Source organism: Microbacterium jepli (assembly GCF_047237905.1).
Lineage (GTDB): Bacteria > Actinomycetota > Actinomycetes > Actinomycetales > Microbacteriaceae > Microbacterium.
The window spans coordinates 1,352,487-1,367,264 of the sequence record NZ_JBDFLW010000005.1 but is presented as its reverse complement, the minus strand read 5'-3'; the positions used below and the strand labels follow the sequence as shown (position 1 = coordinate 1,367,264).

General features: G+C 71.8%; 13 protein-coding genes. 5 read left to right on the top strand and 8 right to left on the bottom strand.

All coding sequences use genetic code 11. The features are described from left to right. Positions 1–7: 7 nt before the first annotated feature. Positions 8–1,531, bottom strand: a complete 1,524-nt coding sequence (locus ABC304_RS10660) for an ATP-dependent DNA ligase (protein ID WP_412930584.1) — start codon at positions 1,529–1,531, stop codon at positions 8–10. Between the two features lie 59 nt (positions 1,532–1,590). On the opposite strand from ABC304_RS10660, the gene ABC304_RS10655 reads away from it, so the two are divergent. Next, a complete protein-coding gene (locus ABC304_RS10655; RefSeq protein ID WP_412930583.1) occupies positions 1,591–2,001 on the top strand; it encodes a DUF6157 family protein in 411 nt (136 codons plus the stop codon). A gap of 9 nt (positions 2,002–2,010) precedes the next feature. Here ABC304_RS10655 and ABC304_RS10650 read toward each other — a convergent pair whose 3' ends face one another. Together ABC304_RS10650 and ABC304_RS10645 are read right to left on the bottom strand one after the other, a co-directional pair. Then, entirely contained in the window at positions 2,011–2,889 is an 879-nt protein-coding gene (locus ABC304_RS10650) for an LLM class flavin-dependent oxidoreductase (RefSeq protein ID WP_412930582.1), read from the bottom strand. Between the two features lie 58 nt (positions 2,890–2,947). Further along, positions 2,948–3,367 (bottom strand): DoxX family protein, encoded by a 420-nt coding sequence (locus ABC304_RS10645; protein WP_412930581.1) that lies wholly within the window; start codon positions 3,365–3,367, stop codon positions 2,948–2,950. 304 nt (positions 3,368–3,671) lie between these two features. On the opposite strand from ABC304_RS10645, the gene ABC304_RS10640 reads away from it, so the two are divergent. After that, a complete protein-coding gene (locus tag ABC304_RS10640) occupies positions 3,672–4,463 on the top strand; it encodes an LLM class flavin-dependent oxidoreductase (RefSeq protein ID WP_412930580.1) in 792 nt (263 codons plus the stop codon). 7 nt (positions 4,464–4,470) lie between these two features. Here ABC304_RS10640 and ABC304_RS10635 read toward each other — a convergent pair whose 3' ends face one another. From ABC304_RS10635 to ABC304_RS10620, 4 genes are all read right to left on the bottom strand, one after another. Continuing rightward, positions 4,471–7,032, bottom strand: coding sequence for an ATP-dependent Clp protease ATP-binding subunit (locus tag ABC304_RS10635; protein WP_412930579.1), 2,562 nt, complete (start codon positions 7,030–7,032; stop codon positions 4,471–4,473). 123 nt (positions 7,033–7,155) lie between these two features. Next, positions 7,156–9,000, bottom strand: a complete 1,845-nt coding sequence (gene nhaA, locus ABC304_RS10630) for a Na+/H+ antiporter NhaA (protein ID WP_412930578.1) — start codon at positions 8,998–9,000, stop codon at positions 7,156–7,158. Between the two features lie 45 nt (positions 9,001–9,045). Beyond that, positions 9,046–9,501 (bottom strand): MarR family winged helix-turn-helix transcriptional regulator, encoded by a 456-nt coding sequence (locus ABC304_RS10625; protein WP_412930577.1) that lies wholly within the window; start codon positions 9,499–9,501, stop codon positions 9,046–9,048. 28 nt (positions 9,502–9,529) lie between these two features. Beyond that, positions 9,530–10,576 (bottom strand): cupin domain-containing protein, encoded by a 1,047-nt coding sequence (locus ABC304_RS10620; protein ID WP_412930576.1) that lies wholly within the window; start codon positions 10,574–10,576, stop codon positions 9,530–9,532. A gap of 163 nt (positions 10,577–10,739) precedes the next feature. Between ABC304_RS10620 and ABC304_RS10615 the strand changes: the two genes are divergently transcribed. The 3 genes from ABC304_RS10615 to ABC304_RS10605 are packed head-to-tail and all read left to right on the top strand — an operon-like array spanning position 10,740 to position 13,675. Then, positions 10,740–11,111 (top strand): VOC family protein, encoded by a 372-nt coding sequence (locus tag ABC304_RS10615; RefSeq protein ID WP_412930575.1) that lies wholly within the window; start codon positions 10,740–10,742, stop codon positions 11,109–11,111. 45 nt (positions 11,112–11,156) lie between these two features. Then, on the top strand, positions 11,157–12,851 hold the full coding sequence (locus ABC304_RS10610) for an alpha-keto acid decarboxylase family protein (RefSeq protein ID WP_412930574.1): 1,695 nt from the start codon (positions 11,157–11,159) through the stop codon (positions 12,849–12,851). Between the two features lie 20 nt (positions 12,852–12,871). After that, positions 12,872–13,675 (top strand): EI24 domain-containing protein, encoded by an 804-nt coding sequence (locus ABC304_RS10605; RefSeq protein WP_412930573.1) that lies wholly within the window; start codon positions 12,872–12,874, stop codon positions 13,673–13,675. On the opposite strand, the gene ABC304_RS10600 is transcribed toward ABC304_RS10605, so the two are convergent. Further along, the gene (locus ABC304_RS10600; protein ID WP_412930572.1) at positions 13,644–14,108 is read right to left on the bottom strand and encodes a DUF3817 domain-containing protein; all 465 of its coding nucleotides are present in this window, start codon (positions 14,106–14,108) and stop codon (positions 13,644–13,646) included. The two genes, ABC304_RS10605 and ABC304_RS10600, sit on opposite strands and share 32 nt — an antisense overlap. Between the last annotated feature and the right edge of the window lie 670 nt (positions 14,109–14,778).

Below are 14,778 nucleotides of genomic sequence, written 5' to 3'. Positions count from 1 at the left end.
CCCGCGGTCAACCCTTGAGCATGGCGCGGAGAGTCTGCACGGTGTCCGCGTCGGCGGCGAGCTTGTCCTCCCGATAGGCCTTCACTCGCGCGAACCGCAGCGCGATGCCGCCCGGATACCGCGTCGAGCGCTGGACGCCGTCGATCGCGATCTCCACGACCACCTCGGGACGCACGTACACCGTCATCGCGGTGCGGCGCGTCTCGAGCTCGGCGAAGCGCTCGGTCTGCCACCGCAGCAGGTCGTCGGTCAGCCCCTTGAAGGTCTTCCCGACCATTACGAGACCGCCCTCGTCGCCGAACTCCCCCGTCTCGTCGCGCGCGCCGAGGTGGATGTTCGAGAGCCATCCGCGACGCCGCCCCGAGCCCCACTCGGCCGCGAGCACCACGAGGTCGAACGTGTGCACCGGTTTGACCTTGACCCAGCTCTTCCCGCGCCGACCCGCGGCGTAGGGGGCGTCGAGCGCTTTCACCATCACGCCCTCGTGACCGGCGGCGAGGGCGTCGCGCGACAGCTGCTCCGCGGCCTCCGCGTCGGCGGTGATGATGCCCGGCACGCGCAGGTCGCCGACGACGCGGTCGAGCTCCGCGCGACGCACCGAGAGCGGCTCGTCGATGAGGTCGCGGTCGTCGACATGCAGGATGTCGAAGAACCACGGCCGCAGCGCCACCTCCCGCGCCGTCTCGGAGCCGAACCGGGCCATCGTGTCCTGGAACGGACGCGGCGCTCCGTCTTCGTCGAGCGACAGCGTCTCGCCGTCGAGGATCAGCCGTCGCGCGGGCAGGGCGCGCACGGCCTCGACGATCTCGGGCACCCGGTGGGTGACATCGGCCAGGGTGCGTGTGAAGACGCGCACGTCGTCGCCGTCGCGGTGCACCTGCACGCGGGCGCCGTCGAGCTTGTACTCCACCGATGCCGTGCCCGTGATGCCGATCGCCTCGGTCGGCGTCGCGGCGGTGGAGGCCAGCATGGGCAGCACCGCCCTCCCCACCTGCAGGCTCACCGCGTCGAGGTCGCCCTCGGTGCCGGTCAGGGCGATGACGGCGGTCGCGCCCAGATCGCCCGACAGCATCGCGGCGCGGCGGACAGCCGCTGCCGGACGAGCAGAGGCCGACGCGATGGCGTCGAGGAGCACTCCCTCGAGCGCCCCGGTGCGGAGCTCGCCGATCAGCACGCGCGAGAGGAAGTCCCACTCGGCCGCCGTCGCGCGCTCGGCGAGATCGGTGAGCGTCGTCGTGCGGACCGCGGCGGAGCCGCTTCCGGATGCCGCGACCAGCCGGTCGAGGGCGGCGTCGACGTCGATGATGCCCAGCGTCGGCTCGGCGGCGTGCCGCGGAGCCAGTGTCGAGAGCCCGCGCCAGCCGACGCCGACCCTCCCCTGTCGCGGACTGGCGATGAGGTAGCCGACGGCCGGGATGATCTCGTCGGGCTCGAGCGCGCGAAGCGTCGTCGCGAGTGCGGCCACCTTCCCGGTGCGGGTGGAGAGGCCGGACACCTCGTCGGTGAGCGCGGCTAGGTCGGCCAGGAGCATGACCGCATCCTTCCATCGGGCACCGACATCATGTCGGGGCTGGACGCTACCCTCTGAGCGTGCACACCACGAACTACGTCGACACCTTCATCGCCGTGGCCCCCGACAGCCCCGCGGAGTCCGCGACCGAGCCCGCGCATCGCGAGCCGCCGACCATCGCCGAGCTCCACTACGAGCTGATCGCGGGCCATCCCTATCGGTACACCTCCGACGACGTCGTCTTCGAGACCCACGCCCGCCGTGCCGGCATCCCCGAGGAGGAGCGCGAGGCGGCCCGGGCCGCCTTCTTCTCGAAGGGGCAGCCCTGCCTGCGCTCCTCGCCGCTCGGCAAGCGGCTCGGGTGGGGCACGCACCACGACGCCGAGGGCCGTGTCGCGCTCGTGGCGGTCGAATCCGACGACTACGCGCGACTGGCCGCCGACGCGTCGCTCACCCAGACCCGCGCCATGCGGTCGTCCCGGGCCGGCTGAGCCCGTCGGTCAGTCGCGCGCGGTCAGCAGTGCGGCCACGGCGCCGACGCCGCCGAGGAACCCCTCCAGGTCGGGCTCATCGCCCGTGGGCTGCAGGATGACCGAGGTCGCGCCCGCGTCGTAGAACGGCTGGATCGCACGGGCGACATCCGCGGGCTCCCCGGCCACCTCCAGCGACGGATCCGCCGCGTTCCTCCACGCGACGTGGTCGGCGGCCACGCGCTCCGCCGCCCCGGCGCCGAATGCGGCGGTGACGAAGACGATGAACTCGTGGACGCCGGCCCGGCCCGCGGCATCCCGTCCCTCTTGCACGACGGCGACGGCCTCCCGGATGCGGTCCGGCGTCCACCCGGACGGCACCACCGTGCCGTCGGCGACCTCGCCGGTGAGGCGGAGCGTCTTGGGCCCCTCCCCCGCGGTGATGACAGCCGGAGCCTGCACGGGCGGCCAGTCGAGCTTCACTCCGTCGAGCTGCACGTAACGTCCGTCGGTGGTGAGCTCCTCGCCGGCGAGGAGGTCCCGGAGTGCGGGGACGTATTCGCGCATGAGCGTCAGCGGCGACTGCGCCCTCGCGCCGACCTGGCCCATCCAGTCGAGCACGCCGTGGCCCACGCCTGGGATCAGCCGTCCGGGGAACATCCGCTCGACGGTCGCGATCTCCATCGCCAGCAGGGCGACGTTGCGCAGCGGCATCGGCGAGACCCCGATGCCGACCTTGAGCGTCTCGGTCCAGGCGAGGACGGCGGATGCTGCGGCGAATGCGGACTCGCGGAAGCAGTCCTCCCAGAGCCACAGCTCGGGCACGCCGGCCGCCTCGGCTGCGAGGGCGGCGCTGCGCAGGCGCTCGGGCGGGAAGGACGGCGTGAAGATGGCTCCGATGCGTGGCATCCGTCCACTCTGCCAGCCGCCGCGTATCGGCGCTCGGCCGGGTCGGGGCGACGGCCGATCAGCGACCGACCCAGAGCGCCCAGGCGACGAGGAGCGGCTGCAGGAACAGGCGTCCGAAGCGGCGACGGTCGGTGTCGAGCAGGGGTGCGGACCGGCCCGTGCGCCACTGGTGCACGTTGCCGGGGAAGACCGCCACGAAGAACGCCGCGATGGCGGCGCCGACCGTGCGACGCTCCCGCGGAAGCGCGACGAGCGCGGCGCCCAGCATGACTTCGACGACGCCGGATGCGACGACGATCGCGTCCTTGTCCGTGCGGAGCAGCGTCGTCGCCCAGTCGGGCACGACGATCCGGTACCCGCGGCGACCCCACGAAAGGTGCGAGATGCCCGCGCCGACCAGCAGGGCGGCCAGCATGACGCGGGCTGTCGTCCGGGCCACGTCGACCGGGCTGACGGTTCGCCTGCGGGAGCGCTTCATCGCCTCAGTCTGCCATCCGCCCGCGTTTCGTCTCGTCGCTGCGCTCCTCGCTCAACGACCGGTCCATCGCCCGTTGAGCGAGCGCAGCGAGTCGAAACGCCCGCACACGGCGACACCTGTCCGCCCGTTGAGCGAGCGCAGCGAGTCGAAACGCCCACACCCGCCGACACCTGTGCGCCCGTCGAGCGAGCGCAGCGCGTCGAAACGCCTACACCCGCCGACACCTGTCCGCCCGTTGAGCGAGCGCAGCGAGTCGAAACGCCCGCACGCCCGCACGGCCCGCACCTGCGGCAGACTCGAAACCATGACCATGCGCGGCTTCCTCTCCCTCGGCATCGCCGGATCCCTCGGACCGGAAGCGGGCGCGCAGGTGGCTGCCGCCGCCGAGCGCGCCGGGTTCCACACGCTCTGGGTCAACGACACCGCCGACGGGGATTCGCTCGCGGTGCTCGCCGCAGCGGCCGCGGTCACCGAGCGCATCGGCCTGGCCACCGGCGTCATCGCCGTCGACCGCCGGTCGGCCGACGACATCGCCGCGGCGGTGGCATCGCACGACCTCCCTCGCGAGCGGCTGACGATCGGCGTCGGCTCGGGACAGCTCCGCCAGGGCGCACTCCGGGCCGTGCGGGAGACCGTCGACGCCCTGCGAGCGGAGGCCGGGCTGCGGGTCGTCGTCGGCGCCCTCGGGCCGAAAATGCGTGCGCTCGCGGTCGAGCACGGCGACGGCGTGCTCCTGAACTGGCTGACCCCCGAAACCGCCGCGGATCAGGCGCGCGAAGCGCGGGCGCTCAGCCCGGACACCTCGGTCATCCTGTACGCCCGGACGTCACTGGATGCCGGGGCCGAAGGCCGACGCGACGCGGAGGCGGCGCGCTACGCCGGGTTCCCGAACTACGCGGCGAACTTCGAGCGTCTCGGCATCGACGTGCTCGACACGGTTCTTCCCCGACGGGGCGAGGACACCAAGGCGGGGGTGGAGGCGTTCGCCGCGGCCGTGGACGAGCTCGTGCTGCGCGCGATCACCCCGACCGACGACGTCGACGCCTACCTGAGGTTCATCGACGCCGCGGCCGAGGTGCTCGACCTGCGCGGCTGAGCGCCGGTCAGGCGGCCTGGGCCAGCGCCACCCCGGCGGTCACGACGAGGGCGCCGTCCGCAGCATCCACCGTCACCGATCCCCCGTCGACGAGCACGCCGTCGACGAAGAGCTCTGCGATCCGATCGTCGACCTCGCGCTGGATCAGCCGGCGCAGGGGCCGTGCGCCGTACTCCGGCTCGTAGCCGTGCTCGGCGATCCAGGCCGCAGCGGCGTCCGTGACCTCCAGCGCCACCTCGCGGCGGGCCAGCCGCGCGCTCGTCGCCTTTAGCAGCAGGTGCACGATGCGCTCGAGCTGCACGCGGTCGAGCTTGCGGAACGTGACGATCTCGTCGATGCGGTTGAGGAACTCCGGCCGCATCGCCTCGCGCAGGCGCCCCATGACGCGGTCGCGCAGATCCTTCTCGCTGCCGAAGCCGGTCGGGCCGCCGCCGTCGGCGAGGAAGCCGATGGCGCCCGAGCGCGACGCCAGGAACTCGCTGCCGATGTTCGAGGTCATGACGACGACGGTGTTGCGGAAGTCCACCGTCCGCCCCTGTCCGTCGGTGAGGCGTCCGTCGTCGAGCACCTGCAGCAGCAGGTTGAACACGTCGGGGTGCGCCTTCTCGATCTCGTCGAACAGCACGATCGAGTACGGGTTGCGCCGTACGCGCTCGGTGAGCTGGCCGGCCTCGTCGTACCCGACGTATCCCGGAGGGGCACCGACGAGCCGCGACACGGTGTGACGCTCGCCGAACTCGCTCATGTCGAAGCGGATGACGGCGGTGTCGTCGTCGAACAGGGATCCGGCCAGGGCCTTCGCCAGCTCGGTCTTGCCGACACCGGTCGGGCCGAGGAAGAGGAACGAGCCGACCGGGCGGTGGGCGTCGCCCATGCCGGTGCGGTTGCGCCGGACGGCCTTGGCCACCGCGGCGACCGCCTCGTCCTGGCCGATGACCCGCTCGTGCAGCTCGCTCTCCAGCGACGCCAGGCGTCCGCGCTCGGTCTCGGTGAGACGGTTGACGGGGATGCCGGTGGCCCGGCTGATCACGGCGGCGATCTGGGTGTCGTCGACCACGGCCGCACGATCGGTCGAGATGGCCGAGCGCGCCGAGACCTCGTCCAGGCGCGACTGCACCTCGGCGATGGCGTCCCGCAGGCGCGAGGCGTCCTCGTAGTGCTCCGCCGAGACGGCGGCGTTCTTGTCGGCCTCGAGCTCCGCCAGGCGCGCGATCAGCGCCGACACGTCGACCGCGACGCCGAGCTTCAGCCGCAGCCGGGCGCCGGCCTGATCGATGAGGTCGATGGCCTTGTCGGGCAGCACGCGGTCGGGGAGGTAGCGGTCGCCGAGCTCGACGGCGGCGCGCAGCGCCTCGTCGGTGTAGGTCACGGCGTGGTGCTCCTCGTAGGCGCCGCGGAGTCCGCGCAGGATCAGCACGGCGTCCTCGATCGAGGGCTCTCCGACCCGCACCGGCTGGAAGCGGCGCTCCAGCGCCGGGTCCTTCTCGATCGTGCGGTACTCCTTGAGCGTCGTCGCACCCACGAGGTGCAGCTCCCCGCGCGCGAGGCGCGGCTTGAGGATGTTGCCCGCGTCCATCGCGCCCTCGCCGCCGCCACCGGCGCCGACGACGGTATGCACCTCGTCGATGAAGACGATGTAGGCGCCGTCGCCGGCGGCCACCTCGTCCATCGTCTGGGTGAGGCGCTCCTCGAAGTCGCCGCGGTAGCGGGTGCCGGCGAGCATCGCGGGCAGGTCGAGCGAGATGACGCGCTTGTCGCGCAGCTGCTCCGGCACGGCGCCGTCGACGATCGCCTGGGCGAGGCCCTCGACGATCGCGGTCTTGCCGACGCCGGCCTCGCCGACGAGCACGGGGTTGTTCTTCGTGCGGCGGCTGAGGATCTCGATCGTCTGCTCGATCTCGTCCGAGCGGCCGATCACCGGGTCGAGGGCGCCGGAGCGCGCGCGCTCGGTGAGGTCGGTGCCGAAGCGGTCGAGCATCGGAGTGACGGATGCCGCGGCATCCGCGTCCTCGGACACCGGAGCGCCGGAGGTCGTGACCTCCTCGCGCATGCCCTGGGTCAGCGCCTCGGCGGTCACACCGGCGCGCGCGAGCACCTGGCCCGCGGGCGCGTCCTGGCCGATGACGAGGGCGAAGAAGAGGTGCTCGGGGTCGACGTACGTCGAGCCGGACGCGCGGGCGACCTGATACGCGTGGAAGAGCGCGCGCTGCACCGACGGCGCGATCACCGCGGCGTCGACCGAGGTCGGGGCCGACGGAGCCGGTAGACGGTCGGCCGCGGCGCGGGCGATCTGCGCGGGGTCGGCGCCGACGCGGCGCACCGCGTCTTCGGCCGGCTCGTGCTGCACGATGACGTGCAGCACGTGCAGCGCGTCGAGCTCGCCCTGGCCGCGCTCGAGGGCGAAGCGCCCGGCGTCCTGCAGGATCGCCTGGGTGCGCGCGCTGAGGAAGCGGCTCAGGTCGATCGAGCGCGACGAGCGGGCGCGCTCGCCCTCGATGTAGCGTGCGAGGAAGTCGTCGAAAGCGCTCGAGCCGTTGTCGGCGCTGTCGGGGGTGAAGTCTTCAGGCATTCCTGGTGTCTCCCGGGAGAAGGTGAGTCTGATGCACTCAAGATACGTACTTGAGCGCGTTCGTATCAACTTCAACGCGGAATCAGCCCGGCTATTCCCGGCGCAGGATGGACGACGGATCCCTCACTTCACGTGACGCTCCGAGAGCGGCGTCTCGACGATGCGGATCAGCGACGCGGAGTCGTACGGACCGACATGGCGCTTGCCGTTGACGAAGAACGTCGGCGTGGTGTTGAGGTCCATCACCTCGGCATCCAGCCGGTCGTCCTGCACCCGGCGCAAGACCTTCGCCGAGCGGAAGTCCGCAGCGAAGCGCTCCTCGTCGAGACCGAGTTCGCCGGCGTACGCGAACAGGTCGTCCACCTCCAGGTCGCTCTGTCGCGAGAACAGGAGGCGCGCCATGTCGTAGAACCGGCCCTGGAGACCCGCCGCCTCCGCTGCCTGCGCCGCCTGCTGCGCGTGCGGGTGCGGGCCGTCGAGCGGAAGGTGCCGCCACACCCAGAGGATGTCGTCGCCGAAATGGGCGCGCACCGCGTCGACCGATCCGGTCGCGCGGCTGCAGAAGGGGCACTCGAAGTCGCCATACTCGACGATCGTGTAGCGGGCGTCCAGCGGTCCCGCGAGGTGATCGCGATCGGGGTCGACGGGGCGCACGAGCTTGGCCCCGACCGGCTGCGGCGGCCAGATGCGGTCGCCCGCCACCAGGGTCGCCCAGCCCAGCAGGAAGGCGATGACGGATGCCGCGAGCACGGCCACCCGCGCGAGGTCGGCCGTGTGCGGGTCGTCGATGGCGATGGGCACGATGAACAGGGCGATCGTGAACCCGATGCCCGACAGGGCCGCTCCCCCGGCGACGCGGTTCAGCCCCAGACCGGGCGCGAGCTGCCCCTTGCCCAGCACGCGCATCAGCAGCGTGGCACCGGTGATGCCGACGAACTTGCCCACCACGAGACCGACGACGATGCCCCATGCGACCGGCGAGGCCGCAGCATCCATCAGCGTCTGTCCGTCGATGTGCACGCCGGCGTTCGCGAGCGCGAACAGCGGCAGCACGCCGTAGGCGATGTACGGCCGCCAGGCGTTGTCGATCCGCTCGTTGATGGAGAGCGATTCGCGCAGGCTCCGGGTGACCGCGGCCGCGTAGGCCGGATTCGGCGATTCGCGGAAGGCGAGGGTGAGCTCCGCCGTGCGCTCGACGTCCGAGCGCCGCGGTGCGAAGACGGGGATGAGGAGGGCCACGGCGACGCCGGCGAGGGTGGGGTGGATGCCGCCCAGCGCGACGGCGATCCACAGCCCGATCGCGAGGACCGAGTAGGCGAAGCCGCGGCCGACGGGCAGGTAGCGCACGAGGGCCAGCAGCGCCATGAGGGCGACAGCCGCAGCGAGGGGCCAGATGCTGAGGCCGCCGCTGTAGAACAGGCCGATCACGACGAGCGCGCCGATGTCGTCGACGACGGCGAGGGTGAGGAGGAAGGTCCGCAGCCGCGAGGGGAACTTTGGACCGACGATCGCCAGGGCACCCAGCAGGAACGCCGTGTCGGTGGAGATCACGACGCCCCACGCGTCCGCGGCTTGCGTCGAGCCCGCGAACGCGAGGAACACGAGCGCGGGGATGACGAGTCCCGCCAGCGCGGCGACGATCGGCACGGCGGCGCGGGAGCGGTCTGTCAGCTCGCCGATCGTCAGTTCGCGCTTGACCTCGAGTCCGACGAGGAAGAAGAAGAGGGTCATCAGCGCGTCGTTGACGATTTGGTGGAGCGTGAAGGTGACCTCCATGCCGCCGATCGAGAACGCGGCCGGCATCGACCAGAACGTCTCGTAGGTGTCGCCGGGCAGGTTCGCCCACAGCATGGCCAGACCGACGCCGATCAGCATGAGAGCGGCGGAGAGACGGTCTCCGGAGACGTGCTTCTTCTTGGGGCGGGCAGGCGCCGACGGACGGGACGGCAGCAACGAGACGGCGGTCACGCACTCATCTTCGCGCCATTCGCGCGATCACGCGCACCCGTCGGGTCACTCAGCTGCCGCGGATCCCTCGAACGGGCGCTCGTGAAGGCCCTCCAACGCGGACGTCAGCGCCGGCGCACCGCCGCCGAAGGTCGCGTCCAGCGCGGCGAGGCGGGCGTCGGCCTCGCGCAGCAGACGGATGCCCTCCGGCGTGACGCGCAGGTCGGAGGCGGCGCCGGCGTGCGCGTTCGCATCGACGACGAAGCCGGCCTCCGCGAGCGAGCGCGCAGCGGTGTGGACGCTCTGCACCGTGATCTGGGAGCGGCGCGCGAGCTCGCTGAAGGAGATGCCCGGCGTCGCCTCGACGTGCGCGAGGAGGGCGTACTTCCGCGTCGAGAGTCCGAGGTCGCGCAGCTCGTGCTCGAGCCGGGCGTCCCAGACGGCGGCGACGGTCAGCAGGGCGATGACCGGGCTGAAGGGGGGCGGTTCGGCGGCCACGTCGTCGCCTCCTCTGGCTGGCACCTGCCCATGGTAGTCGCGGCCGGGCGCCTCACTCCGCGGCGTCGCCGTCCCGCGGGTTGGATCGGGCGACGATCAGCGGATCGACGGGCGTGAACGGGAACACGGGCAGCTCCGCCTCCCGCACGCCGAACGACGCCGCGAGCACCTCGCGCGAGAACGCCGATGCCGTCGCCCGGTAGCCGATGTCGGCGGGCATGGCGCGGTCGAAGAAGATGAGGAAGTGGATGCCGTCGTCCTCGAGCGCCTCGATGTGGTGCGGGTAGGCGCGCGGGATGAAGTAGGCCTGGCCGGGCACCAGCTCGTACTCGTCGAGGCTGCCGTCCGGATCCAGCACGCGCATGCGTCCCCGGCCCTTCCAGACGTAGCCCAGCTCCGCGGTGCGCGGGTGCCAGTGCGGCTCCCGCATCCCCGATCCGGTGATGCGCAGGTGGTACATCGACAGGTCCGACAGGGCCGCCCAGTACTGCCGGCGGGCGAGCTTGGCGAAGCCCGCCGGAGAGGACAGCGGGGCGATCTGGCCCTCGGCGTCGAAGAGGTGGGCGTTCGGGAGCCCCGCCGTGTCGGGGATGCGCGCCGCGCCCCCGCGCCGGAGGATCTGCGCCGCCCCCGGCCGCGCGAAAGCGGAGAACGCGGCGGCGGGCAGGTCGTAGGTGTTGCCCAGCACCGCGGCCGTCATCGCATTGAGGCTGGAGGTGAGGGAGAAGTGGCGCGGCTCGGCGCTGCGGAGGGCGGCGATGACCTCGGCACGCCCCTCCCCGATGTTCTCGATGTGGTAGATCGCGCCGGACTCGACGTGGTACATCTGCCCCGCGCCGACGACGAAGCTCGAGAACGCGTCGGCGTTGCCCAGCATCGAGATCAGCACGGTCCCCTCGGTGACGTAGGCGATCTGGTTGGCGTCGACGTTCCACTGCGGCTCGCGCATCGCCCCGGCCTCGAGCACGATCCGCTTGAGCGACATGCGCGACAGGATCGGGAAGGATGCCGCGGTCAGCTGCGCGACGGACCCGAGCTCGTTCTCGAAGACCGGGACGGCGTCGTTCAGCGAGACGACGTGGGGCGAGCGGATCACCATGGAGCACTCCTTGGGCGAGGCGGACGACACCATCTTGACGCGGCGGCAGCGGCGAGCACAGGCTGCGGCGGGAAGCCGGACACGAATTCCTACGCCTGTCGGAGGCCTGCCCTAGCGTGGGGTCTGCCGGGGCGATCGGCGCTCCGTGGGGAGGACAGACGACATGGACTGGAAGATCGAGCTCATCTTCGTGCCGGTGACCGACGTGGACCGCGCCAAGGACTTCTACACGTCCATCGGCTTCCATCTCGATCACGACCAGTCGCCCTACGAAGGGCTGCGCTTCGTGCAGCTGACCCCGCCCGGATCAGCGTGTTCCATCGCTTTCGGCACCGGTCTCGAGATCGACCTCGAGCCCGGTCGACAGAACACCATCCAGGTGGTCGTGCCCGATGCCGACCGTGCGCTCGCCGATCTGCAGGCGGTCGGCGTCGCCGCGCAGGGCGTGGACGACCTCGGATGGGGGCGGTTCGTCTCGTTCGATGACCCCGACGGGAACACCTGGACGCTGCAGCAACTCCCCCCACGGGCCTGACCACGCCGGCTGCGCCCCCGGCCGCCGGCATGGTTTGCTGTCTCCGTGACCACTGACGTCGACGGCCGCGAGTACCCGTACACCGTGGCCGACTACCTGCTCGACCGGATGGCCGAGTGCGGCATCCGTCATCTCTTCGGCGTGCCGGGAGACTTCACGCTGGGCTTCCTCGACCACGTGGAGCGGCATCCGCTCATCACGTGGATCGGCACCGCGAACGAGCTCGGTGCCGCCTACGCCGCCGACGGCTACGCGCGCCTCGCGGGACTCGGTGCGCTGAGCACCACGTTCGGCGTCGGCGAGCTGTCCGCGATCTCGGGCGTGGCCGGCAGCAGCGCCGAGCACGTGCCCGTGCTGCATGTGGTGGGGGCGCCGACCGTCGCGACGCAGTCCGCCGGCCGCGCGACGCATCACACGCTCGGCGACGGCGACTTCGACCACTTCGCGCGCATGACCGCCGAGGTCACCGTGGCCCGGGGCCGGCCGACGGCCGAGGACTACGCGGCGGAGATCGACCGCGTCATCGTCGCCGCGCACGATCGGCGTCTGCCCGGCTATCTGGTCGTGGCCGCCGACGTGGCGGAGGCGCCCGCGTCGCCACCGTCCGCTCCCCTGCCGTCCCACCCGCGTGTGACGACGGCGGAGGCCGCGTCGGCGTTCCGATCCGCGGTGACCTCCCGCCTGGCATCCGCTCGCTCTCTCGCCGTGCTCGCCGACATCCTGGTGTCTCGTGTCGGGGCGGATGAGCACCTGCACCGCCTCCTGGGCCTGGGCGTCCCGCACGCCACGCTGCTGTGGGGCCGGCGGGTCGTCGACGAGTCCGCCGACGCGTACCTCGGCTCCTACCTCGGCGCCGCCAGCGAGACCGCCGTCCGTACGATCATCGAGGACTCCGACGTCCTGGTCCTGGCGGGCGTGCAGTTCACCGACCTCACGAGCGGCTTCTTCTCGCAGCGGATCGACCCCGCCCGCACGATCGAGCTCCGCGGCGAGTACGCCGCGGTCGGAGGAGAGCGCTTCGAGCCGCTGGCGATGGCCGACGCGCTCGACATCCTGACGGACGCCGTGGCTACGGCCGGCGAGAAGCTCTTCCTCGTCCGGCCCGGCGGCGGTGCGGATCAGCCCGCACCTCTCCCGCTGGCGCCTGAGGCGCCGCTCGGACAGGCCGCCCTGTGGAGCGAGGTCACCGCCTTCCTGCGCACCGGCGATGTGGTGCTCGCCGACCAGGGCACGTCGTTCTACGGGATGGCCGGCCACCGTCTCCCCGCGGGCGTGACGCTCATCGGCCAGCCGCTGTGGGCGGCCATCGGATTCACCCTGCCCGCGCTGCTGGGCGCCGCTCTCGCCCGTCCCGACCGGCGTCCGGTGCTGCTCATCGGCGACGGCGCCGCGCAGCTCACCATCGCCGAGCTGGGAACCGTCCTGCGCCACGGCATCCCCGCGGTCATCGTGGTGGTCGACAACGGGGGCTACACGGTCGAGCGCGCCATCCACGGCCTGCAGGAGCAGTACAACGACATCGCCCGGTGGGACTGGACGGCGCTGACGAGGGCGATGGATGCCGCGGGCACCGCCACCGCGGTGCGCGTGACCACGAACGGCGAACTGCACCGGGCTCTCGTCGCCGCCCGCGATGCGGACACCCTGACCCTCATCCAGGCCGTCGTCCCGCCCCTCGACGTACCGCCGGTGCTGCGCGCCGTGGCCGCCGCGGCGGCCTCGGCCAACCGGCCCGACTGAGAGCGCCCTACGCTGGGGCCATGCGGGAGTTCGGACGCGGGATCGGAATGCTGTTCGCCGGACTCGGCTGGTGGCGTCGGCGCCCGGGGACGATGGCGCTGGGGCTCGTTCCGGCGGCGCTCGTCGGCGTCGTTTTGGTCGGGCTGCTGATCACGCTGGCCGCCTTCCTGCCCGGCCTGGCCGATGCGACGACGCCCTTCGCCGACTCGTGGCCCCCTGCGCTGTCGAGCGCCCTCAGGATCGCCGTCGGCACGGCGTTCTTCGCCGGAGCCCTCTTCCTGTGCGCGATCACGTTCACGGCCCTCACGCTCATAGTGGGCGAACCGTTCTACGACCGCGTATGGCGCTCCGTTGAGATCGGGCTCGGCGGATCCGTGCCCGACCAGCCCTACGGCTTCTGGCGCGCCGCCGGAGATGCGATGCGTCTGATCGCGCGCGGCATCCTGGTCGCCTCCCTGGCGGGTCTCCTCGGCCTCATCCCGGTCGCGGGAGCGGTGGTCGGCACCGTCGTCGGAACGCTGCTCACGGGCTGGCTGCTCGCGGACGAGCTGTGCTCGCGCGCGCTGACCGCGCGCGGACTGGAGAGAGCCGCCCGCCGCGCGCTTCTGCGCGCCCATCGAGGGCGCGCCCTGGGCTTCGGCGTCGCCACGCAGCTCTGCTTCCTCGTTCCGCTCGGAGCAGTCGTGGTCATGCCCGCGGCCGTCGCCGGGTCGACCATGCTCGCCCGTGGCCTGGTCGGCGAAGTCGACGGCATCGGCGCCCCGGTCGTCCAGCAGGCGGCACGGGTCGAGGTCAGCCGCGACCGCCCGGCGGACCCACGATGAGCAGCAGGATGAACAGGGCCGCCACGGCCACGGCGATGCCGACGATCAACAGGAGCGGTCGGCGCAGGAGCGCACGCATGAGGCGGTCGTGCCACGCCCCGTCCCGCGGGTCGTCCGTCGCCGCGAGCCGCCACGAACCGTTCAGCCGTCCGGTGCGCTTCAGCCAGACCTCGGTCGGTACGGTCGCGTACGGGATGACGGCGCTCACGACGGCGATGATCGCGGGCGCGGCCGTCCACCGCTGATTCTTCGCCACGAGTACGGCCGTCGCCGCGTAGGCGAGGAAGACGAACCCGTGGATGCCGCCGCCGACCGTCACGGCGACATCCACGCCCGCTGCGGCGCGAAGGATGAGCCCGACGATGAGGAGCGTCCACGATACGGCCTCCGCGATCGCCAGGGTGCGGAACAGGGTGAGCGGGGTGCGGAACACGGATCTCCTCGGGAGTCTGCGGCTGGGTCGGCCGCAGCTTCAGTCTACCTGAAAGCCATAGACGACCTATTCTGGCGCATAGAGATCGGCCATTGGCGCATGCGGACGCAGACCCTCAAGGGCGGCGCAAGTTTTCCCACACAAATGCAGATGTCCCCCAAATGGGGGACACGGACTGTGGTACGTTTCTCATGGCCCGAACGAGACGCTGGGAATCGTCCGCCGGGCTACTGGGGAAACTGGGGAAACACAAGGTCTGAGCGTCTGGGGCGCCCAGCTGTGATTGAGACGGCCCCCTCGCGCCGCTATGCCATAGGAAGCCGAGGCGCGAGGGGAACCGGGCGGTTCCGTGACACCTTGACCCGCTGGGGACGGGGCTTCGGCACTCGCATCGCTGGGGACGAGCGAGCCGACAAAGTCGGGACGCGGAACTCCTTGCAAACCCTATGGATCGCCGCACGCGACTGTCCAGCGGGATCGCTCCCACTGCGCCGAATTGGCGCGCAACGGCGCATCCTCGTCACAATGCGCGCCAGTTCGACACGCGGGACCGCGGGTTCGCCGCGCGGCGCCTCTTCTGTTGCGCACGCCCTGCACCAGCCACCGATCTGCGACGCTCGCAAGCCGCTTGTATCTCCGAGAACCGGTGGCTAGCGTGTAAGCAAGTTGT

Coding starts and splice junctions, on each gene's coding strand:
- ABC304_RS10660 (WP_412930584.1), bottom strand. CDS start 1,531: ATGCTCCTGGCCGACCTAGCCGCGCTCACCGACGAGGTGTCCGGCCTC.
- ABC304_RS10650 (WP_412930582.1), bottom strand. CDS start 2,889: ATGCCACGCATCGGAGCCATCTTCACGCCGTCCTTCCCGCCCGAGCGC.
- ABC304_RS10645 (WP_412930581.1), bottom strand. CDS start 3,367: ATGAAGCGCTCCCGCAGGCGAACCGTCAGCCCGGTCGACGTGGCCCGG.
- ABC304_RS10640 (WP_412930580.1), top strand. CDS start 3,672: ATGACCATGCGCGGCTTCCTCTCCCTCGGCATCGCCGGATCCCTCGGA.
- ABC304_RS10635 (WP_412930579.1), bottom strand. CDS start 7,032: ATGCCTGAAGACTTCACCCCCGACAGCGCCGACAACGGCTCGAGCGCT.
- ABC304_RS10620 (WP_412930576.1), bottom strand. CDS start 10,576: ATGGTGATCCGCTCGCCCCACGTCGTCTCGCTGAACGACGCCGTCCCG.
- ABC304_RS10615 (WP_412930575.1), top strand. CDS start 10,740: ATGGACTGGAAGATCGAGCTCATCTTCGTGCCGGTGACCGACGTGGAC.
- ABC304_RS10605 (WP_412930573.1), top strand. CDS start 12,872: ATGCGGGAGTTCGGACGCGGGATCGGAATGCTGTTCGCCGGACTCGGC.